25 protein-coding genes, 2 tRNA genes and 1 pseudogene are annotated in these 22002 nt (G+C 35.1%); 4 read left to right on the plus strand and 24 right to left on the minus strand.

The window, feature by feature from the left end:
• Window positions 1-53: 53 nt before the first annotated feature.
• Together HMPREF9071_RS07975 and HMPREF9071_RS07980 are read left to right on the plus strand one after the other, a co-directional pair.
• A complete protein-coding gene (locus tag HMPREF9071_RS07975) occupies window positions 54-545 on the plus strand; it encodes an Lrp/AsnC family transcriptional regulator (protein ID WP_009746102.1) in 492 nt (163 codons plus the stop codon).
• 1 nt (window position 546) lies between these two features.
• Entirely contained in the window at window positions 547-1161 is a 615-nt protein-coding gene (locus HMPREF9071_RS07980; RefSeq protein WP_009746103.1) for a deoxynucleoside kinase, read from the plus strand.
• Window positions 1162-1177: 16 nt separating this feature from the next.
• Here HMPREF9071_RS07980 and HMPREF9071_RS07985 read toward each other — a convergent pair whose 3' ends face one another.
• From HMPREF9071_RS07985 to metK, 19 genes and pseudogenes are all read right to left on the minus strand, one after another.
• Window positions 1178-2269, minus strand: coding sequence for a DUF3810 domain-containing protein (locus tag HMPREF9071_RS07985; RefSeq protein ID WP_253908269.1), 1092 nt, complete (start codon window positions 2267-2269; stop codon window positions 1178-1180).
• 53 nt (window positions 2270-2322) lie between these two features.
• Window positions 2323-2544 (minus strand): hypothetical protein, encoded by a 222-nt coding sequence (locus HMPREF9071_RS07990; RefSeq protein ID WP_009746105.1) that lies wholly within the window; start codon window positions 2542-2544, stop codon window positions 2323-2325.
• A complete protein-coding gene (locus HMPREF9071_RS07995) occupies window positions 2541-2762 on the minus strand; it encodes a hypothetical protein (protein ID WP_009746106.1) in 222 nt (73 codons plus the stop codon). Before HMPREF9071_RS07995 ends, HMPREF9071_RS07990 begins: the two co-directional genes overlap by 4 nt.
• Window positions 2763-2784: 22 nt before the next feature.
• Window positions 2785-3499 (minus strand): annotated as a pseudogene (locus HMPREF9071_RS08000) (SH3 domain-containing protein).
• Window positions 3500-3518: 19 nt separating this feature from the next.
• The gene (locus tag HMPREF9071_RS08005; RefSeq protein ID WP_009746108.1) at window positions 3519-4319 is read right to left on the minus strand and encodes an SH3 domain-containing protein; all 801 of its coding nucleotides are present in this window, start codon (window positions 4317-4319) and stop codon (window positions 3519-3521) included.
• 16 nt (window positions 4320-4335) lie between these two features.
• Window positions 4336-5034 carry an SH3 domain-containing protein gene (locus HMPREF9071_RS08010; protein ID WP_009746109.1) on the minus strand — a complete coding sequence of 233 codons (699 nt, stop codon included), beginning with the start codon at window positions 5032-5034 and terminating at the stop codon, window positions 4336-4338.
• A gap of 7 nt (window positions 5035-5041) precedes the next feature.
• Window positions 5042-5395 (minus strand): hypothetical protein, encoded by a 354-nt coding sequence (locus tag HMPREF9071_RS08015; RefSeq protein ID WP_009746110.1) that lies wholly within the window; start codon window positions 5393-5395, stop codon window positions 5042-5044.
• On the minus strand, window positions 5370-5963 hold the full coding sequence (locus HMPREF9071_RS08020; RefSeq protein ID WP_009746111.1) for a hypothetical protein: 594 nt from the start codon (window positions 5961-5963) through the stop codon (window positions 5370-5372). Before HMPREF9071_RS08020 ends, HMPREF9071_RS08015 begins: the two co-directional genes overlap by 26 nt.
• On the minus strand, window positions 5963-6283 hold the full coding sequence (locus tag HMPREF9071_RS08025) for a hypothetical protein (protein WP_009746112.1): 321 nt from the start codon (window positions 6281-6283) through the stop codon (window positions 5963-5965). Before HMPREF9071_RS08025 ends, HMPREF9071_RS08020 begins: the two co-directional genes overlap by 1 nt.
• A gap of 4 nt (window positions 6284-6287) precedes the next feature.
• Window positions 6288-6713 (minus strand): hypothetical protein, encoded by a 426-nt coding sequence (locus HMPREF9071_RS08030; protein ID WP_009746113.1) that lies wholly within the window; start codon window positions 6711-6713, stop codon window positions 6288-6290.
• A gap of 42 nt (window positions 6714-6755) precedes the next feature.
• Window positions 6756-7484: a hypothetical protein gene (locus tag HMPREF9071_RS08035; RefSeq protein ID WP_009746114.1), complete on the minus strand. Its 729-nt coding sequence runs from the start codon at window positions 7482-7484 to the stop codon at window positions 6756-6758.
• 120 nt (window positions 7485-7604) lie between these two features.
• The gene (locus HMPREF9071_RS08040) at window positions 7605-8030 is read right to left on the minus strand and encodes a hypothetical protein (RefSeq protein ID WP_009746115.1); all 426 of its coding nucleotides are present in this window, start codon (window positions 8028-8030) and stop codon (window positions 7605-7607) included.
• 279 nt (window positions 8031-8309) lie between these two features.
• On the minus strand, window positions 8310-8474 hold the full coding sequence (locus HMPREF9071_RS12535; protein WP_009746116.1) for a hypothetical protein: 165 nt from the start codon (window positions 8472-8474) through the stop codon (window positions 8310-8312).
• Between the two features lie 64 nt (window positions 8475-8538).
• Window positions 8539-9315, minus strand: coding sequence for an alpha/beta fold hydrolase (locus HMPREF9071_RS08050; protein WP_009746117.1), 777 nt, complete (start codon window positions 9313-9315; stop codon window positions 8539-8541).
• Window positions 9316-9415: 100 nt separating this feature from the next.
• A complete protein-coding gene (locus HMPREF9071_RS08055) occupies window positions 9416-10123 on the minus strand; it encodes a YARHG domain-containing protein (RefSeq protein ID WP_009746118.1) in 708 nt (235 codons plus the stop codon).
• 129 nt (window positions 10124-10252) lie between these two features.
• Entirely contained in the window at window positions 10253-11236 is a 984-nt protein-coding gene (locus tag HMPREF9071_RS08060) for an alpha/beta hydrolase (protein ID WP_009746119.1), read from the minus strand.
• A gap of 34 nt (window positions 11237-11270) precedes the next feature.
• Entirely contained in the window at window positions 11271-12110 is an 840-nt protein-coding gene (locus HMPREF9071_RS08065) for a type II CAAX prenyl endopeptidase Rce1 family protein (RefSeq protein WP_009746120.1), read from the minus strand.
• Between the two features lie 12 nt (window positions 12111-12122).
• Complete coding sequence (locus HMPREF9071_RS08070) at window positions 12123-12647, minus strand: TetR/AcrR family transcriptional regulator (protein ID WP_009746121.1); 525 nt, start codon at window positions 12645-12647, stop codon at window positions 12123-12125.
• Window positions 12648-13030: 383 nt separating this feature from the next.
• Entirely contained in the window at window positions 13031-14281 is a 1251-nt protein-coding gene (metK, locus tag HMPREF9071_RS08075) for a methionine adenosyltransferase (protein ID WP_009746122.1), read from the minus strand.
• A gap of 226 nt (window positions 14282-14507) precedes the next feature.
• Between metK and HMPREF9071_RS08080 the strand changes: the two genes are divergently transcribed.
• Together HMPREF9071_RS08080 and HMPREF9071_RS08085 are read left to right on the plus strand one after the other, a co-directional pair.
• Window positions 14508-14580: transfer RNA gene (locus tag HMPREF9071_RS08080), tRNA-Gly, on the plus strand.
• A 31-nt stretch (window positions 14581-14611) separates the two neighbouring features.
• Window positions 14612-14684, plus strand: a tRNA-Gly gene (locus tag HMPREF9071_RS08085).
• Between the two features lie 54 nt (window positions 14685-14738).
• Here HMPREF9071_RS08085 and HMPREF9071_RS08090 read toward each other — a convergent pair.
• The 5 genes from HMPREF9071_RS08090 to HMPREF9071_RS08110 all read right to left on the minus strand — a co-directional run bounded on the left by HMPREF9071_RS08090 (window position 14739) and on the right by HMPREF9071_RS08110 (window position 21858).
• Window positions 14739-17939, minus strand: coding sequence for an exodeoxyribonuclease V subunit beta (locus HMPREF9071_RS08090; protein ID WP_009746123.1), 3201 nt, complete (start codon window positions 17937-17939; stop codon window positions 14739-14741).
• Between the two features lie 7 nt (window positions 17940-17946).
• A complete protein-coding gene (pth, locus tag HMPREF9071_RS12155) occupies window positions 17947-18513 on the minus strand; it encodes an aminoacyl-tRNA hydrolase (RefSeq protein WP_009746124.1) in 567 nt (188 codons plus the stop codon).
• A 3-nt stretch (window positions 18514-18516) separates the two neighbouring features.
• Window positions 18517-20043 (minus strand): glutamate--tRNA ligase, encoded by a 1527-nt coding sequence (gene gltX / locus HMPREF9071_RS08100; protein ID WP_009746125.1) that lies wholly within the window; start codon window positions 20041-20043, stop codon window positions 18517-18519.
• A gap of 135 nt (window positions 20044-20178) precedes the next feature.
• Entirely contained in the window at window positions 20179-21531 is a 1353-nt protein-coding gene (gene dgt / locus HMPREF9071_RS08105; RefSeq protein ID WP_173301504.1) for a dGTP triphosphohydrolase, read from the minus strand.
• A gap of 42 nt (window positions 21532-21573) precedes the next feature.
• Entirely contained in the window at window positions 21574-21858 is a 285-nt protein-coding gene (locus HMPREF9071_RS08110; protein WP_009746127.1) for a YciI family protein, read from the minus strand.
• Between the last annotated feature and the right edge of the window lie 144 nt (window positions 21859-22002).

Genomic DNA, 22002 nt, shown 5'->3' on the forward strand with positions numbered 1-22002 from the left:
TTTAAAAATATTTTTATAAAAAAATATATTTTTGTAATTTAAATACACAGAATATGGTATCATTTGACAAAATCGATCTAATTCTATTAGACGAACTACAACGAGACAGCAAGCAATCTGTCAAGGAGTTAGCTAAAAAAGTTAACCTTTCTATCACTCCTGTACATGAGCGTATCAAAAAGTTAGAAGCTCTCAATGTCATACAAAATTATGTGGCTGTAGTGAATCCTAATGCCTTGGGAAAAACTTTAGTAGCTTATTGCCAAGTAAAACTTATTCGCCATCAAGAGGGTTTATTTGAAGAATTTGAGCAATATGTTCGTGATCTTGATGAAGTACAAGAGGCTTATTATATGGCAGGTCCCTATGATTTTCTACTTAAACTCATTCTTAAGGATATGAAAGATTATCAAAACTTTGTTGTCCATAAAATTTCAAAATTAGATATCATATCTAATATTCGAAGTGCTTTCACTATACAAAGCATTAAAAACACCTCAATGATTAAGTGTATATTGGACGAAAATAGAGACGAAGAAGAATAAGATGCACTTTGCTATTGCTGGAAATATAGGCGCTGGTAAAACAACGCTAACTGAGCTATTGTCAAAACACTACAAGTGGGAAGCTCATTATGAGGATGCTTCAGATAACCCTTATTTGGATGATTTCTATGCCAATATGGAGCGTTGGAGTTTTAACTTGCAAGTATTCTTCTTAAATAGTCGCTTTAGGCAAGTATTGGATATTCGACAAAGTAAAAAGGATTTTATCCAAGACAGAACTATTTATGAGGATGCTTATATCTTTGCTCCTAATTTGCATGCTATGGGGCTGATGTCCTCAAGGGATTTTTCTAATTATCGCTCACTCTTTGAGCTCATGGAAAGTTTTATTCAGCCTCCTGACTTACTCATTTACCTTAGGAGTTCTATTGCAAACTTAGTCAATCAGATTCAAAAAAGAGGACGTGAGTATGAAAATAGTATTTCCATTGAGTACTTGAACAGACTTAACCAATGTTATGAAGATTGGATTGATACTTATGATAAAGGAAAACTCCTTATCATTGATGTTGACAAGTTAGATTTTGTTCAAAACGAAGAAGATTTAGGAGATATTATCCAACGTATAGATACTTCTATACATGGGCTTTTCTAAAAATAATAAATAGAGGTTATTCATTTTGTAGATAATCTCTATTTATCTTATGCATAAGATAGTAAATAAGCATTCCTGTTACATAATCATAATTCTGTATACCCCCTTCTTGAGCATTTGCTTTAAGGAAGGTATCATAACTATTTTTAAAAACTTCTTCCATAGGATTTTCATATTGGCTCCAAAATTCATAGGCTTCTGTATAATTTTGTAAAACTCCTGGTCGTATTCTGTCCATATACTCTTTATGTTTCTCCACTGATATTTTTCTTATTTCTTTTAAACAGTAACGCAAAGCAAATAGAGTAGCACTATATCTGAAATAGGGCTCTTCATGGTCATAAGTAACCAAAAATCCTATAAAATTAGCCTCCTTCTCCGAAGCATATCCTAATTGATGTGCCATTTCATGGGCTACTGTCACAGGAAAGCTATATTGAGTTGCCAAAGCATTCACCTGTGCTTCTCCCGTAAAAGGATTTAAATAACCACTATACCCCATATAAGTAAGTATTTTATTATATAGGGAGGACTTAACACTGGGTGTATATAGGACAAACTGAGGAAATCTTTGAGAAAGTCTGTTATATCCCTGAGGCATTTTCTCATAGACCTCCTTTGGAGTAAAAGGCATCTTCACCGCTTGCTCCTTAGACAAAGCAAGGCGCTGGTGTAAGGCATTTGCCTCAGCAACAAGCCTTGTGGTAACCTGCTCCACCTCAGTTTCAGTATAAGAAAAATTCCAGCCCAACTGTACCGATAGCGGATGCCTATAATAGTTGAACCCCCAAAGAAAATAAAACAAGCTCACAAAGATAATGACTCCCTTCCCTACTTTTTTAAAAAAGTGAAGCGGTGCCCTACGTATTCGCCTAAAATACCTAATGACACAGTACACCACCCCTAAAGCAATCCCCGTATAGAGGATATCCCCTACAGAGAAAGGAATCCAGCCTAACAAAAATCGCACTACTCGCCCTATATAGGGATAAAGCCCTGTGCTATACCACTGCTCAGTAAGTGCTGGCTCAGAACGGAAAAGCCCATATAATGCTATAAATAACACTATATAAAGGAGTTTTCCATAAGTTGTATATTTCTTTTTCATTTGCAACATAAAGAAGTAAAGTTATTTGCTTTTGTATCAAAACTTTGTAATAATCAGATTTTCAATTCATTATACGATTTCAAAAGTACTCTAATAAACTCTTCCAAATCCAATTCTTTATGGGTATCATTAGGATTGTTGTATATATCAATTATTGTTTTATCACCTTTTCTGAATATTTCAGCTATTTGATAATCAGAGGCTTGCTCATCATAAATATCTATATGAAAATCTTCCTTGTCTTCAGGAATGTATAGGGTTGCTTGCAATTTCATATTCGAATTATTTTCAAATAACTTTCAGCAAAACTCTTAATAGTTTCAGAGGAATAGTCCCCTCCTTTGGCATAAGAAATTCCCATAACTTCTAAAGCTATGGCTTGGCACTGCTTATCATTAATATTAATAGCTTTGCTATCTAATATTTTCTGAACAACAACCATACATTTTCGCAGGTCCTCTGTTGTAGCATAGGGAGGTAAAGTTATTTTCATTATAAAAAGATAGAAACATAGATTAAAACGGCTCTCTCACTATACGAGTTTTATATTCGCCTTTTACTATTTGCCAACATAACCTGATAGGCATTGGCACCATCTCCATTGTAGGAAATGATATAGAGAATATCGTCTTCCTTATCATAATACACAAAATTATTATCCATATAAAGCCCTATCTCATACAAATCATCATAGGCATTTTTAGGGATAGGAACATCTTTACTATCAATAATGACCGTGATACTTTTGTAGTGATCAAGCGGTAGAAACTCATCATTATTCCGTCCTTGCACCCGCTTTCCGTCAATGATAAGTTCATTATACTCTTTGTGCCTTTTCTTGGTAATCTTGTGCTTGGTTTTATCAAATGGCTGTTTGGTAAGGGGGCACGCTAATACCTTTCCCTGTAATGGTAAGGCTATTATCTTGTTCTTTAGCCCTGCCGAAGGAAAGTCTTGTACTTTTTTAAGACGACTCTTATGTACATACCCTTTATCTACATACAACCAATTAAAAGATATCTCTTCACCACTTTCATCATATGTAGTATCGAAGAGGGTGTATACAAGTGTATTATTGGGCAAAGTACCTACAATTTTGCTTTTTACACTTTCTTTGGCACGAATATTTACATAGCCGTCTTTGTCTTTTACTACGGCATAATCTCCAAAAGGACCTTGTGCAAAGGCGTTGGTCGTAAGGAGCAGGAATAAAATAAGTAAGTGTTTCATTTTGTTGTTTATTTTATGGTTAGAAATTTCTATACAAAAATCGCTTTATCAATCCTTTTTCATCAAATACAAAAAGAGCGTTGTAACCTTCAGCGCCATCGCCTCCCATAAAATCAATCATATATTGTCCGTTTTCTCTATCATATACCCTTACTGATAAGAGTGTAGAATTAAATAAGTATTTGGTTTTAGGCAATAGATAAGGCGTTTTACCTGCAAATGTAATGCGAATATAGGCAATTTCTTTTTCTGGATAGTCTTTTGAATAGAAATATCCCCAAACACTTTCTCCTTTTTCCGTAATCATTTCTGTTACTCCATTTTTGTTAATCTTGAACTTATAATCGCTTTTGTTTACTTTTTTGGTAACAAATTCTAACTTAATATCTTTATTACTTACCCATAATTCATTGCCTTCTGTTTCTTTATACGGTATTTTTGGATAGTTGTACCCAATGATAAAGAAAGGATTCGCTTCTTTTAATGTGTTAAGTTTTACAATCGTATCATGGGTATTTTCAGCATAATCACCAAAATTTATTTTTAGCGCAATCAATTCCTTATCATCAACTTTCTGAATCCTACTTTTATGTACAAAACCTTGTACTTTGCGTTGGGTACTTACTTCATACCAACCGCTTGGATTTTCTATATAGAAAAAATATTCATTCTTCAGCAATTTGCCTATAATCTCTGCTTTGCTGTTAGGAGATTTCCGGATATTAGTATGGCCATCGGGGTCATTTATTTGTCCGATGTATCGCTGTTGTGCTAACGATATATTAGCAACTAAGAAAAGAAATAGTACTAAATTTTTCAATCGATAATGAAATGGTTTAAGGTTCTCCTATAATGCGAGTTTTGTACTCGCCTTTTACTATTTGCCAGCACACTTCGTAAGAAAAAGCGCCACTACCATTATGGGCAATAATGTAAATTGTATCTTCCTCTTTGTCATAATATACCGCATTATTATCAGTATACATAGCTACTTCGTACAAATCATCATAAGCACTTTTAGGGATAGGTACGTTTTTGCCGTTGATAGTTACAATAATACTCTTGTAATGATCTTCAGGTAAAAACAAATCACCGTCTAACCCTTGAGCTCTCTTTCCATCAATAATATACTCACTATACTCTTTATGTTTTTTCTTGGTAATCTTGTGTTTGGTTTTGTCAAATGGCTGTTGGGTAAGGGTTACGCTAATGGCTTTATCGGTAATAGTAATACTATTCTCTGTTTCTTTCTCTTTACCTATAGAGGGAAATTCATTTATCTTTTTTAGGCGGCTTTTGTGTATATAACCATTCTTTTCATATACCCAGTTAGAAGGATTAGGTTCATCATCACCAAAGAAAGTGTATACAAGTGTATTGTTTGGCAAAGTGCCTACGATTTGGCTTTTTACACTTTCTTTAGCACGAATGTTTACATAGCCGTCTTTGTCCTTCACCACGGCATAATCTCCAAAAGGCCCTTGCGCAAAGGCATTGGTCGTAAGGAGGAACAATAAAATAAATAAGTGTTTCATAAAATTTCTAATTATTCTCTACAATACAAAAATCTACACCATCACCTTCTATATAAAGGTTTACAATACAAGCGTTCTTATTTTGCAATTTGAGTTTAAAAGCCTTTATCTTATCCCCGATAATTTCATCAACCGAGAATATACCTTCATTAACTAATTTACATTGTTTATCTAGTAAAGAAATAAGCTCTTCGGGAATGTTATAAGTAGTGGTAATCTCCCCTACAAAATGTAGATATTGTATGCCCTTAGCCTGATACGTTCTATGCCAATGGTAGGTGATTTTCCAAAAAGGAGTATTGTGGCTATCGGTAATAAGGTCTATTAAATTGTTATTATTCACTATCGCTCTTATTTTCATCGTATTTTACTCCTGTAATACTTTCAATCCATTGGTTAAAGTATTCTTCTTGCTCCTGAACGGTAGCTATTTGTGAAAAATCGTTCTCGGGATCAAATATATTTATTATTTCGGCACTATTATAATCATACCTTTTTCCTAAAACTAACTTTACCGCTCGGAAATTCTGTTTGAAATGCCGAATCATATAATAATGACGCCTTGCCCCTTGTATCAATAGTTTTATGCCCTGCTGTTCTAAACGCTTGCGAAGGATATAGAATAGCGACCTTACCTCATCTGAAACCATTTCGTAATGATGATTAAGCGTGTCCTGATAAGTCATTACAAAAACCTTTACTTTTCCGCCCGTATAGGTGAACGTTTCATCTTTAGAAAACATATCTAATAACACTGTGGAATTTCCTCTATCTTCTTTATAAAAAGTAATAGTAGCTTCTATCACTTGCTGGTCTGTTGTAAAGGCTTTAATGAAATACTGAGAAAAATTCTCTTTGGTTTTTTGTGCTTGCATAGGAATAATTGTTGTTGCTAATAAGATGACTGTTAGTTTATTTAGGTAATTCATCAGAGATGCTTTTTATATAACAATGCTTTTAACTCTTTGAAAAAGAATTTTTCATTGGATGAAAAGTCAAAAGGATACAAAGAGCTATTAAAATGAGCCTCTAATGAAATATCTTTACTAATAACCTCGTCCAATAGTTCTTCTAATTCCTTTTTCTTTTCTGCAGAAAAGTTTTTTGTGAAAAAAGGAGTTAATTCTTTCTCAATAAAATGAGTAATATGTTCTTTTTCACTAAAATCAAAAGAAAAATCATCAAACTCTTCTGTGTCAGCCCCTCCTGCAAAATTACAGAGCAAGTAATCTATTGCATCTAAATTCATATCACTAACTTTTTAAAATCTCCCGTAAAGTATTAAAAACTTTCAAAGAAAAATCATTTTCATCAATGGCTTCTGGAAGCACTAAGTAGTAATAATATACCCTTGAAAAAATACAATAAAAATCATTGTAAAAACTATCATAAGGCTCCTGCTCAAACTCAAAGTATTTTGCCCCACAGTTTAGATTAGTTTCCTTTAGTTCCAAACAAAAACAACCTTCTCCATTGATAAGAGTGTTATAACCTTTCTCGTCGTGTAGAGTAAGCATCTTTTTATTCTTCCAAAAGAAATAACCTCTGTGGTCATATTCTTCTTGATTGAAATATTCCCATTGATACCCTATACTCTTAGCAAAATCTAACATTTTTTGTACGACTATCTCTATTGGTTTGTCCGAATAAAAGGGGTAAAACTCTCCTGTAAATTCCATAAAAATACCATTTTAAAAAATTATTGAGTTATATTTTATTTGTTATAATTGTTTAAATATTAGTCCGTCATCATCTCTTTTATGTCCTTTTTCAAATATAACTACTTCAAAGCCTAATTTTTCATAGAAATATTTAAGATGAGAAGGGTCTCCGTCTTTAAAATCTATTGATGATAAATATCCTACTATTACAGAATACCCCATTTGTTTTGCTAATTTTTCAAAGACTTCAAATGTAGCTGTAGCATATCCTTTATTTTTAATTGTAGATCGAAAATCAACTATTTGTAAGTAACTTTCTTTTTCTTGATTATAAAGATTTCTTCTTTTCCAGTCATAATTAGGAAAACATTCTTTATATTTATATTTATAGTATGATTCTGGAGAAGATGTATTTAAAGTTACAACTTTTAAAGGAAATTCCTGCTTATATTCTAATCTACTTCCAATAATTGTAGCCTCATCTATATTCAAATCTGTTGAAATTATTAAAGGTTCTCCTTCTTTTGTAACGGTAATAAAGTTGAAAGAATATTTCTTTTTTAGTTTTTTCAATAATTCAACAACTAATTCGTTTTTATGCACAATTTTTTCTAAATCTTGAATTTTCATTACTTTCTTATCTATGGAGTCTCTTTGATTTTGTATAGTAGCATTTAAAGACTCGAAATCTTGTTTAAATAACCATCGGAAACATTTTTTAAGTAAATGATGTATTATATAAAAAAGCAAATGAAAGGGTAAAAGTAATAAGTTTATTATCTGTTTCATAATAGTTAATGTTACCTAAATAATTTTACATTAATTATCTGTGTTTTACAATTTAGAAATTACTAATTTCCAAATCTTAGTTTTGAAATTCTGAATTGTGCGAACAGTGTTCGCACTTTTTTAAATTGGTACAATATCATTATTTATTTTCCAAGGAAAATAACTGTCATAACTTAAAAGATGTAATTCAAAACTGTCTGCTACTATATGATATTTAATTTCTTTATTAACCCCTTCGGCAGAAAAAATAAATAAGTTTCCAACCCCATTATGATTGTCAAGGAATCTGTTTTTATAATTCTCATTCATTTCGTCTTGAGATATAAAAACTATTGGATTTTCTGAGGTTACCTCTAATTCCCACATAATAGGCATATCTATATAACAGATTTTTTTCAATATGATTTCTACTTGTTTGCCCAAAGAGACATCCATAGTGCCAAATAGTATTATTTCCTCTTCGTTAAAATCTACCATATAAATATCAAGCCAAAGGAATCTTTTAAGAATTATATTTGCCTCTGTTATCTTGTCTGTCTTAATCATTTCTCAAATGTATTGTAATAAACCTGAATTAGGATGCAATTTTTACTTTTCTACTCCTCCTCTGCTGCCCAATCATAAAAACCACTTTCTCGCAATTGGGCTTCATACTGCTGAATAGTTTGTTCATCGTACTTTTCTCTTTGGATAAACTTTCCTATTTCAAAATAGATGTCTATTGGGTTCAGTCAATAAAGCTCAGCGATGAGGGTTGCTAAATTCATATCAGAATAATGCTTATGAAGCACATAAGTCATTAGCCTAAAATCTGTTTCCTCTATCTTAGGAAAAGCCTTTTTGATAAACTGAAGTGATGCGATTCTCTTTCTCTATTTTGGCTACTTTTGCTTCTTCCAATACGGGGTTCATATATATACCGCCAAATGGTTTTAGCTGAGGAACCTCTAAGATGATTTGTATTTTCTTTTTGATTTCTTCTATATTCATATATGTTGAATTGTGCGAATAGCGCACGCTGTTTTTTTCTTTATCCTGCTAAAATAAAGGTATTTTATGGCAAAAATATTTTTCTTCCCTCAATTGACTGATAAATAACATCACTAAGACCTTGAGGATTTTCCCAAGCCATAGAATGACCTGCATTAGGAATTATCTTTACCTGAATATGTTCTGTTTGTAGTCTTTCCCAATCGGGGTCAGGCAAAGATTGTTCTCCAAAAATGAAGACTTTAGTAGTAGGAAGCTTATAAAGTATCTTCCTCCAAGTAGGGAATTGCCCCTCTACTAAGGAAAGAGACTCCTTGAAAATAGCTGTTGAGTTTGTTAGAGAAAGACTTTTTGCCCACAATCTGTTATTGTTTTGAATATTCTCCCTAATGAGCTCTTCATATCCAAATTTTATAAAATCCTCGTAGGAATAGTTTGCTATCTTTTTGGAAAAAAATCCTCCTCCATTGTCCAAATTGGCTTCACTTAGGAGCAATAACTTTACTTTTTTATCCAATTTTTCAGCTAATTTTATAGCTATTGCTCCTCCCATACTATGTCCGTAGATAACCAATTCCTCTAACTGTAGGTCTTCTACAAAGCTTTTTAGCAAGGAGGCATGGCTTTCTATAGTATAAGGGAAATCATCACTATAATCACTAAATCCTGAACCTAATAGGTCTGGAATAATCCTGCGATGTGCCTGAATACTCCCTGAAGCAACAGTGGGATAATCCATAGAACCACAGCAACCTAAGCCATGTATAAAGAGAATAGGGATAAGACTGCCTGACAAATCGTGATAACGCAGCTGTCCAAAGTTTGTTTGATATACTTGCATACACTTATATTTTTGTCAAATAATTAAAAGCTTTTCTACTTGAAATATTTTATTCATAACATCAGTATTGTCAAAAGAAAAAGAATATCCCTTTTTCTCTTTATCCTGCTACTCCAGACTCTATAAATACCAATTTTTGATTTTTCCATTTGAATCTCCAATAAGTAACGCTTTCCATAACCTCAAATACCTCCGTATCATAGACTCCCTTAATCTTATCATCATCTTGTACTTTTTTAGAATGGCCATCTTCAAACCACCCAATCTCTACTTCACTACCGTCTATAGATATATAATATTTGTTACTCCCCTTAAAGTTATCTACCTCTACGCTATAATACCCTTGATTTTTAATCCAATGAATATCATCTATATCTATTTTAGCAATGGTTTTACTAAAATACTCATTAGAGTTACCTTTGGGAATAAGACTATGCCCTCTCTGTACTTCTGCTTTTAAACTTCGCAATGCTTCTATGAGTTTTTCTCTATCAGCTTTTAGTATTGCCGTGCGTTCTTGAAATAGCTTCACATTTTGTTCTTCCACTGCGTTGAGTTTCACCTTACTATTGTCACTCACAGGCTTATACCACGGTTTTTCATTAAAGTAATTGCTTATTTCGTAGTCTTTAAACTTATAACCTTTGCGAGCGTAGAGGTCGTTGGTGAGGAAGCGCAATTCATCTATGCTCAATTTGCTGATTTGTTGTTCCTTAATCACTTGGGTGGCACAAGTGGCGCAATCTTTTAGCTGTGCCGTAGCGTTTAGTGAGAACAACACTATTGATAAGAAGTATAAGTGTTTCATATAAAGTAATTTTTCGCAAATATACTGATTTTTTTTAACTTAGCTAAAGTTTTAAAGATGAGTTACGGGAAATGAGTTGAAGGCTATATGTAAAAGACATTAGCTTGAGACTTGTTTTTATACTTCATTTTATTGAAGATGCTCACTAAAAAACGCCTCCAACTTATCAAACGGAATTACTCCAGCTTGATTGTCGTAAAAATCAGTATGACGTGCATTAGGGACAATCAGCAGTTCTTTTTTCTCAGTTCCAATCAACTTGTAGGCATCTTCACTCATATAGCGAGAATGGGCTTTTTCTCCTGCAATCATAAGGGTTGGTACCTCAATTTCGTTGGCATACGACAGTAGTGGAAAATTCATAAATGAAAGCAGGGTAGTAGCTGTCCAAACGTGATTGGAAACTGAACGCTCGTGGAAACCTCGTGGCGTTTTGTAAAACTCAATATAATCATTCAAGAATTCAGGTACTTTATCCGATGGGGTGTCGGGCATAGGGTAACCTGGAGTAGGGGTTCCTGCCTCGGCATCTGTCCAACGAATAGCATTGAGCGAACGCTTCATTTCCAGACGCATTTCAGGCGTATTGGCATCAAAATATCCTTTACTGAAAACACGTGACATATCGTACATTACCATAGTGGCAACAGCCTTGATACGTGTATCGATAGCTGTAGCATTCAGTGCAAAACCTCCCCAACCACAAATACCGATGATTCCTATTTTTTCTCTATCTACAAAGGGTTGGATTCCTAAGCAGTCTACCGCTGCCGAAAAGTCTTCGGTATTGATATCAGGTGATGCTACATTGCGAGGTTCACCACCACTTTCGCCTGTATAGGAAGGGTCAAAAGCTAAGGCTACAAAGCCTCTTTCAGCCATTGTTTGGGCGTAAAATCCTGAGGCTTGTTCTTTTACAGCTCCAAATCCACCACAAACAGCAAGGGCAGCAAGCTTTTTATCTTCGCTATTTTTCGGGAAATATAAATCGCCAATAAGGATAATCCCATAGCGGTTTTTAAACGAGACCTTTTTATATTCAACCTTATCGCTTTTGGGGAAGATCTTGTCCCAGCAGCCAGCATTTACTGGCATTTCATTATTTTTGTTCATATTGCTAATATTTTGGTTTATACAATTTTATTCATTATGAATGAAGATACCCTTTACTTTTGCGTATTTTTCTCAAATATAAGCCTATAGCCAAGTATATCAATGTTGGAATTAGACCAAAAAGAGGGGATACTAAAAGTGTTTTATCGGGTGAAATAACAGTAAATCCTTCTGAAATGAGAGGGTTAAGAACATCTTTCATTGAGTGCATCAAAACTACCAACAAGAGTGAACGCGATAGAAAGAAAATTTCGGTGTACATTATTGTCCAAACAGCAATAACCACAAAGCTCACCAAAACAAATAACTCTTTGCTATAAGGGAAAAAGGTTGCCTGATAAGCATCGTCTAAGAATATGAGATTGTATGGCAGGTGCCATATTTGGCATACGAATGCCACCACTAAATAAATCAACCATTCATTTTTGGTGAGTTGTTCCATTTTTACAGTGAGATAACCTCGAAAAGCCGTCTCTTCTAAAATATTTTTGATAAAAACGGGTAAGAAAGCAGCCGCAAAAACAGGGAGATAGGCAGCAATACTAAACTTACTCACATCTACCCAACCTAATAGCTTGCCAACAAACAGTGTTATACCAATAACTACGGGATAGACTGCAATAGCAAAGATATACCAGCGAGTGTTTTGCTTGAAACGAGGTTTTAAAGGAAAATCTTTCCAACCATCACCACCCAAAAGGCGGAGCAAAATCATACACACAATAGGAGAAGCAATAAAAATCGCTGATCCCAAAGACTCTAAATTAGAAGGTTCGCCAAGCAACTGGTTTACCCCAACGCCTATCCATCCGCAAGAGATGGCTACCAAGCTAAATAAAATTACATTCCGAAGTGTTTTTTTATTGGTTCTCATATTAAGGCAGATTTATTTTAATATTTCTAAAATTTTATCTTCGTCGTAAACAAGCATACCCACTGCGACCAATGAAGCGATACCGTGTGCTAACATCCAACCTTTAGCAATGTCATTCTTCAGCTCTTCATCGGATAGATTTTTGCATTCCTCACTATTTTTCATTATTTCTACCACTCGCTCACTTTCTGGAAAAATGTCAATAAGTTTTACATTGGTAACATTATCCATATAAAAAGCCTTGAATAGGGCAGGCTCGGTGTATGCCATCCGCACGTATCCAAGTCCTAAATCCAAAAGAGTATTGCCTGTTTTTGAGTAACTGAGTACTACACTTTGCAGGAAGGGCAGTGCCTTTTTGCAGATTTCGGCTTTAAGGTCATCCATATTTTTATAGCACCAATAGATGGGCTGAGTGGAGCAACCAATTTGCTTAGCAATATTTCGGGCTGAAAGCACTGCAAAACCCTCTTTTCGCACCATCTCAAAAGCAGTTTCTATAATTATTTCCTGAGTTATTGTTGTTGATTTCGGCATAAAACTTTGTTATAACATCTGTAATATAACACCTGTTATTTTTTTGCAAAAGTAATACGTATTTTTGAATTTGCAAATTTTTAATCAAAAAAAAGAGATAAAAATTTTAAAAGTATTTTCAATTTCTGTTTGTTTTTCTGTGTTAATATGAGATTTATTGGGGATTGTTTTTATGAAAAAAAAGAGATATCGGCTTATTATTATTCATTATCTCTCTTATATCCATCATATTTTACTCCTGTAATAACTTCAATCCATTGGTTAGAATACTCCTTTTACTTTTGAACAGTAGCTATTTGTGAAAAATCATTCTCAAGTTACAAAAAAACTTTACCTCTTATGGCAAGAAGTAAAGTTTATTAAAGTATTATCATAACCTTATATTAAATTCTAAAAGCCTTTCGGATCGGCTCTACATAGTCTAATTTCTCCCATGTAAAGAGTTCTACTTCTATGGTTTTAGTATTATGATAAGGAGAAGCAAATACTTTCTTTACCAATTCAGGGTTTCTTCCCATGTGTCCGTAGGCGGCGGTTTCGCTATAAATAGGATAACGCAACTTCAGTCGTTGTTCTATATCATAAGGACGTAGAGAGAAAATTTCTCTAACTTTCTGAGCGATTTGTCCATCAGTGAGGGGTACCTTGGAGGTGCCATAGGTATTGACATAGACACCTGTTGGCTCAGCTACCCCAATGGCATAGCTTACCTGTACGAGCATCTCATCGGCTATGCCTGCGGCTACCATATTCTTAGCAATATGGCGGGTTGCATAAGCGGCACTTCTATCCACCTTACTGGGATCTTTCCCTGAGAAAGCTCCCCCTCCGTGAGCACCCTTTCCACCATAGGTATCTACAATAATCTTGCGCCCTGTAAGCCCTGTATCACCATGAGGTCCTCCTATAACAAAAACTCCCGTAGGGTTGATATGGTACTTAATATTTTCATTGAAAAGATGGGCATATTTTGGGTATTGCTGTTTGATACGTGGAATGAGAATGTGGAGCATATCATCCTTTATCTTCTCCAACATCTTGGTTTCAGTATCGAAAGGATCATGTTGGGTAGAAATTACAATACTATCAATGCGTATAGGCTTATTATCATCACTATACTCAAGAGTTACTTGGCTCTTGGCATCAGGACGTAGATAAGTAATTTGTTTATTCTCACGACGCAAATTTGCCAACTCTCGTACAATAGCATGAGAAAGTGACAAAGAAAGAGGTATATAAGTATCCGTCTCACGGGTAGCATAACCGAACATCATTCCTTGGTCACCCGCCCCTTGTTCTTCAGGAGCCTTACGTACTACTCCTTGATTGATATCGGGTGATTGTTCATGTATGGCAGAGAGTACCCCACAGGAGTTTGCTTCAAACATATAATCACTCTTAGTATAACCTATACGCTTAATTACATCACGAGCAATCTGCTGTACATCAAGGTAAGTCTTGGATTTCACTTCTCCTGCGAGAATTACCTGACCGGTGGTAACTAAGGTTTCGCAAGCTACTTTAGACGAAGGATCAAAAGCGAGAAAGTGGTCAATAAGAGCATCGCTAATCTGGTCAGCGATTTTGTCTGGATGTCCTTCAGACACCGATTCGGAAGTAAATAAATATCCCATAAATAATAATTATAAGGAGATTACTGGTTTAGCATCATTTATCGTTTTTACGATGAGGTGGCAATCAGTCAAATCTGTCCTCGGTTAATACGGCGCAAAGTTACAGTTTTTCTTTTAGAAAAGAAACAAATAAGAGCACAAATTTCACAAGAATTTTTTTTACAAAAAAGTATATTTTTATTTTGTGGGTTAAAAAAAATATCTTACCTTTGCACCGTCAAAAAAGGCGGGAATAGCTCAGTTGGTAGAGCGTCAGCCTTCCAAGCTGAATGTCGCGAGTTCGAACCTCGTTTCCCGCTCTGTTTCATATTGATTAATATTCTATCTTTTGCGGAAGTAGCTCAGTTGGTAGAGCGTCAGCCTTCCAAGCTGAATGTCGCGAGTTCGAACCTCGTCTTCCGCTCTGTAAGAGAATCCTTGTCCCATAAGATGAGGATTTTTTTATTTTCTCTTCTTATTATAGTATTTTCACAGTAATCTCTTCATTAATAAATACTAAGAATGATTTTCCTACTCTCCATCCCATTTGCTCTAGAACCTGAACATATCGCTTTAGCTGTGTTTGATATTGTGGGTGGTCATCTCCTGTCTTATAATCTATAATTATAGCCTCTCTCTTTTGCTCTTGATAGGCAACACGATCAGGACGTAAATATTCTCCTGCCTGGTCAAGCCATTCTCGCTCGTTATAAATAATATAATTACTTGTATAATAATCTCTTATCAAGGGATTCGTAACTACCTCCTTCAATTGTGAAGTAAGAGGATTTATTTGCGCTTCTGTGATTCGTCCTTCTATAAAAAATTGCTGTAATACTTCTGGAATATCAGCTTCAGTGATTATCTTTCCTAACATTTCATGTAGAAGGTTTCCTCTTTCTATAGCTTTTCCATTTTCTGTATTCCACATAGTTCCTGCATTTGTTACTATAGTATATGAAGGAGTCATGGTAGAACGTTGCTTGAAAGGAATATAAGTAATGGATTCCCGTTCATTTTCCTCTAAAGGAAAGAGTTTACCAAAAGTATAACGTGCTTGTCCTTCTTGCCAAACCCCTTTACTTTCTAAATATAATTTTAGTAATTCAGAGAGATTAGTAATCCTCTCTTTTTTGTTCTTCTTAGGCAAATCGCTAATAACGTATAAAACATCCTTAGGACGTGTCATAGCTACATACATTGTATTGATGGTATCTAGAAGTTCCATTTCACTTTGTTGTAGCACTATATTAGCATCTACCTCTTCAAGTCCTTCATAATCATCTATGAGCAAATGCTTAAACCCATTATATTTTTCAGGAGCAACTTCAATCCATAAAATATCTTTAGCAGAACGCAATTTGTCATTCACATGAGTATAAATTACCACCGGAAACTCCAACCCTTTACTTTTATGAATTGTCATAATAGTAATAGCATCTACTCCTTCAGGAGCAGTAATGGCTAACTTATCTGCCTTTTCCTCCCAAAAGGCGGGAAAATCAGCTATATTACCATTTCGTATACTCTTATATTCATAAATTACATTGAGAAATTGAGAAAGATATGCATCTGAAGGCTTTGCTAAACCAAATACTTGAATAGCATATCCTATACCTTCATAGAAAGAATATAAATGAAAATATGATAAAGAAAAACCCTTAGCTAAAAAGAATACTTCCACTGGCTCATGTGCATATTTACTCATAAACATATGAATATCTGTGAGATTTTTCACTTTAGCATAGGAGAATAGTAACTCTATTTTTTCTTTTTCATTATTCTGATATAGAGAAATGGCAATCAGATGAATTAAAAACTGTATTTCAGGGACATTTTTGAGAAGCAGAGCTTCTGAAGAAATCACATTATAACCCTTTGAAGCTAACTTTTCAGCAATCTCAGTGCATTCTTTATTTCTACGAGAGAGAATACAAATATCCTTATCTGAATATCCTTCATTTTTTACTTCTTTTATATATTTCTCTATTGTTTCTATATAGATATTCTCTTCCTCTTCTGATTCTTCTGCTTCTTCCTCCAATGAGATATCGGTCGAAGTCTGTTTTTCTACAAATTCAATACTAACAAAACCTCCTTTAGCTCCCTTTTCAGGAATTTTTTGTACAGATTCCTCATAGAGCTTTTTGTACCTTTCACTCTGGAAAAGTGAAGATTCTAAAGCTACATAAGCAAACAAATCATTGTTAAAAGCAATCACTTCCTTCCCGCTACGATAATTATATTCCAGATTAACAACTTGTTGTTCTATATAAAAAGGAATCCTATCCTTATTATATAGGTCAATAAATTGCTCTGCACGTCCACCACGCCAACGATAAATGGACTGCTTAGCATCACCTACTAAAAGTAATGACCCATGTTGTTTGTTGAGATTTTCACTATGTACTGCATCAGCTATTAAGGGCAGCATATTTTCCCATTGCAAAATAGAGGTGTCCTGAAATTCATCTATAAAATAATGTTGATAACGTATTCCTATCTTTTCATAGATAAAAGGAAATGGTTCATTAATAATAGTCTGATGGATAATACTGTTAAATTCTGATATAGGCAGAATATTCTCCTGCTCTTTTATAGCAAGAATCTCCTCCTGCAAATTCTTTAATACTGCCAAAAGCGTCACATTTCTTGTTAGACGTTTATAAAACTGTTCTAACCAATAACTTTTTTTTACAGATTGCAATAAATCCACTATCCAAGCTTGGTTTTCATCTAATAATTGAGCCACAACAGGTTCCTTTTTCTGTATATCTTTGGAGTATAAAGGTTTTTCTGCAATATCTGTAAACCAATTTCTATCAAAAGAATCCTTTTTAATTGCAAAGAACCCTTCATTTCTAATTTTTTCAAAGAAATTATATAAAGATCCTCTAATAAAATATTTTGAGGAAAGATGATGTTCTTGTGAGAAGGAAAAAAATTGTGCTGTTACCTCTTCTACTAACTTGAATAACTGCTTGGAGAGTTGTTTAAGTGTCTTTTTTAGATTTTCAAAATCCTCTAATTCTTTATCTTTAAGTTCCTGCACATAAGGATAATGATTTTCATTTGTAAGTAATCTGGCAATCTCAAAGAGTTCTTCTTCTATATCCCAACTCTTATCCTCTTCTATTTTATCTTTGGAGAATTCCAAAAGAAATTTAGTTAGCTTCTTGTTTTCTTCTGTTTTTTTAAGGAGATTCTCTATAGCCAGACGAAGTAGATCATCAGTTTCCAAAAAAACCTCAAAATTTGGATTGAGTTTTAGGTCAAAAGCAAAAGAACGTATTAGCCGTTGATTGAAACCATCAATAGTAACAATGGTAAAACCTGCATAATTATGAAGAATATAATTTAGTACCTTCTTAGAACGCTCTCTAAGTTGTTCAAAAGTAAGTCCTATTTCCCTAGCTAATTGTCTAAACATAGGGTCTTTAGACGGTTTCTTATCTTCCTCTTGTATTTCCTGATCAGAAGTAGAGAACAAAAGTAACTTATTGATGACCCGCTCTTTCATCTCATTAACTGCCTTATTGGTAAAGGTAATCGCCAAGAGCGACTTATATGCTTCCACATTTTTGGTAGCCAAGATAAGTCTAAGGAAGGATTTCACTAAGGTAAAAGTCTTACCACTACCTGCTGATGCATTATAAATTTGAAAACTAACTTCCTCCATCAAATCTCTACTTATTGTTATATAGGTTCATCGTAGTATCTGCCCCTGCTAAACCAAAGGAGAGGATTGCCTCACTAATTTTTTCTAATCGTTCAGGCAGTTGGGCTACTTCTTCCTCACTCCATCGTCCCAAAACATAGTCTATTTGGGTACCCTTGTCATAATTAGCACTGATACCGAAGCGCAAACGGGCATAGACGGTTGTTCTAAGCTCTTCTTGGATATTCTTGAAGCCATTATGTCCCCCATCAGAACCTTTTTTTTTGATACGGATACTTCCAAAAGGTAAATTAAGATCATCCGCTATCACTAAGAGATTCTCTATAGGAATTTTTTCTTTTTCTAACCAATATTTTATTGCCTTCCCGCTCAAGTTCATAAAAGTAGAAGGCTTTAGTAAGACAAAGGTTCGTCCTTTGTGAGAAAAAGTAGCCACATCCCCTAAGCGAGCAGTAGCAAAAGGAGCTTCTTTCTCTTGAGCTAAGTGTTCCACAGCAAGAAAACCTATGTTGTGACGTGTATAACGATATTCCTCTCCTATATTCCCCAGCCCTGCAATGAGATATTTTTTCATAAGTTATTGTTCCTTAGCATATTGAATAAGATTTTGCAACCGAAGAATTGTTTGTTCTTTACCCAAAATGGAAATAATTGAGAATACATCAGGTCCTTTCATCTCTCCCACCAGAGCCAAGCGAATAAGTGGCATCACCTGACCTAAGCCTAAGTTATGCTTAGTGATAAAGTCCTTAATTTGTGACTCTATATGAGCAGGAGTCAGGTCCGTCAGGCTATCCACCACACCTATCAGGGAGTTTACAATCTCGGCTGAATTTTCCTTCCATTGCTTTTTAAAAGCTTTGGCTTCATAACTATGAGGTGCTACAAAGAAAAAATGTGATAGTTCCCAAAAATCTGTAAGAAAAGTAGCACGTTCCCGTATAAGAGTAACAATTTGTGTAAGGGATTCCTTAGAAGCACTTATTTCTTTCCCAGCTAATACAGAAGAGAAATTCTCCACAAGGGTAATTAAAGGCATCTTCTGTAGGTATTGGTGATTGAACCACTTTATTTTTTCTATATCAAAGTGAGCTCCCGCTTTATTAACTTTTTCTAAATCAAAGAGGGCAATAAGTTCCTCCACTGAAAATAGTTCCTGATCTACTCCTGGATTCCAACCTAATAGTGCAAGGAAATTCACTAAGGCTTCAGGCAAATAACCATCCTCTCGATAACCTTTAGATATATTCTTGGTTACGGGATCCACCCATTCCAAAGGAAATACAGGGAAGCCCATTTTGTCCCCATCGCGCTTACTAAGCTTACCATTTCCCATACCTGCAGGTTTAAGGATCAGTGGTAAGTGGGCAAATTGTGGAGCATCCCAGCCAAAAGCTCTATACATAAGCACATGCAGCGCCATAGAAGGCAACCACTCCTCCCCACGAATGACATGGGTAATCTCCATCAGGTGGTCATCCACAATATTAGCTAAGTGATAGGTAGGCATACCATCGGACTTGAAGAGTACCTTGTCGTCCAAGAGCTTGGTATCCACTACTACCTCACCACGAATAAGGTCATGCAGGGTAAGGGTTTCTTGTGGCATTTTAAAGCGTACTACATAAGCATCTCCACGCTGCAATCTTTCTTTTACTTCCTCTGGAGAAAGAGAAAAAGAATTGGTCAAGTTCTGACGATTATGCCAATTATAGATAAATGTCTCTCCATGCTGTTCGTAGTTCTTTCGCTGGGCATCTAACTCTTCCGCAGTATCAAAGGCATAGTAAGCATCGCCTTTGTCCAAGAGCATTTGGGCATACTCGGCATAGATAGCCTTACGCTCGCTTTGGCGATAAGGGGCATGTTCTCCTCCTTTACCTACACCTTCATCATAAGTAATACCACACCAAGCAAGTGCTTCCATAATATAGTCTTCTGCCCCTTCCACATAGCGCACTTGGTCAGTATCCTCAATACGCAAGAGGAAATCCCCACCATGTTTTTTAGCAAATAAATAGTTAAAGAGGGCGGTACGCAGCCCTCCTATATGTAACGGTCCTGTAGGACTGGGTGCAAAGCGCACCCGTACTTTCTTAGCCATAAATTTATATGTTTATTGGACTGCAAAAATAGTGATTTTTAGAGAACTTGACAAATAAAAACAGACTCTATTAGAAATATTTATCCATCATATCACTGAATATCCTTTTAATAATTTTTCACTTAAAATATATGACTAAAGAATTCCAATAAGTTTAGAATGTAACTTAGTAGTTTGAGTATCTGTAAGGCTAGCTATATAGCAGGTAATAGAAAGCACACACTCATATAGGCTCTCTTGTTTGGAGAGATATCGTGAAGGAATCGTTTTGAGAATAATATGGTCATAAGAGGAGGTACTCCCTTGCCAATTATGATATACTGCTGTAAAATAAACTCTTAGCAGATGTTGTAGGATAGCATAACCTGCCAACTCCTTCTCTACTACTTGTGATGATTGATATATATTATTAATACTAAGATCAATGATATCATTTATTTGATTCTTATATTTACTTTTGTCCAAGAGAGCGGTGGTAAAATCCCCCCTAAGAAGGGACTCTTCATTTTCCTCAAAAAGGGTTGTTACTTCGGTAATAAGAGTACCAATAGAAAGAGCACGCAAATAGGCTATTCTATCCTGCTTATGGGCAAGTTGATAGTATTTATGAGTAATATTCTCTGGGGCAATTTTACTACCTCGAATAAGCTGTATAAGATACTCTAGAGCGTTATCTTCGGGAATCCATCCTAAGTTAATGCCATCTTCAAAGTCAATGAGAGTATAACAAATATCATCCGCTGCCTCTACTAAAAAGGCTAAAGGATGCCGTACATAACGCAACTCATCCCCTTCTCCCATGGGAAGTAAGGAAAGTTCTTGAGCAAGTTCATAAAAGAACTCCTTATTGGATTGAAAAATATTATATTTTTTATCAAAAACTGCTTTAGTAGGTTTCACAGGTAACGATTCCTTAGGATATTTGATAAAAGTCCCCAAGGTAGCATAGGTAAGACGTAAACCACCCTGTACGCCAGCACGGCTTTCGGTAAGGATTTTAAAGCCATTAGCATTACCTTCAAAATTACACAAGTCAGCATACTCTCGCTCAGAGATTTGTCCCTTAAGGATACTGCCCTCATGATAACGAAAGAAGTCGCCTATAGCCTTCTCTCCACTATGTCCAAAGGGTGGGTTACCTATGTCATGTGCCAAAGCTGCAGAAGCCACAATGGTACCAAAATCATTCATCTGATAACCTAATTCCTTAAGATAAGGATATTTCTGAAGTACTTTTGCCCCTATAGCACGGCCCAGAGAGCGCCCCACGACAGAAACCTCCATACTATGGGTAAGGCGTGTATGTACAAAGCCAGATCCTGAAAGTGGAATTACTTGTGTCTTGTCCTGTAGGCTACGGAAAGCTCCAGAGAAGACAATACGATCATAATCCACATCATAGCTTAGCCGAGTAGGGTCTTCCTTACTCCGCAAGCGAGTGTTCTTATCTCCTTGTTTGCGCAAAGAAAGCAAGTGTTGCCAGTCCATCATTTGTTCTAAGTTTGAGTTTCAAGTTAAGTTTTCGCTTATTTACAATAATTTACCAAAGCTCTCTGCATATTTTGTAGGGATAAATTCAATAATCTGGTAAGAAGCTATTTGATGCTTATGAAAAGGATCTTGAGTAATGATCGCCTCTACTTCTCCTCTACTGTCTGCCTTGCACAAAATCACCCCTCCTTGACGGGGCACTTGTGCTCCTGAAGCAATAAAATGTCCTGAGACGTAATGCTTATCTAAGTAAGTGCGATGTGCTTCTAAGTGTTTTTCAACCTCTGTAAGGTCTTTTTGATAGGTTAAAATAATAAGATACATGCATTAATTATTAGTTATTAATAATTAGTCTTTGTTTTTCAGTTTTTGAGATACTTTTCACTGTTCCCTATTCACTTTTAAAGAAAAGGCAAAGATAAGAAATAATTTTGACCCCTCAATTTTTTATTCTAAAGATGGTATTTA

It is taken from the genome of Capnocytophaga sp. oral taxon 338 str. F0234 (assembly GCF_000192225.1).
Classification (GTDB): Bacteria; Bacteroidota; Bacteroidia; order Flavobacteriales; family Flavobacteriaceae; genus Capnocytophaga.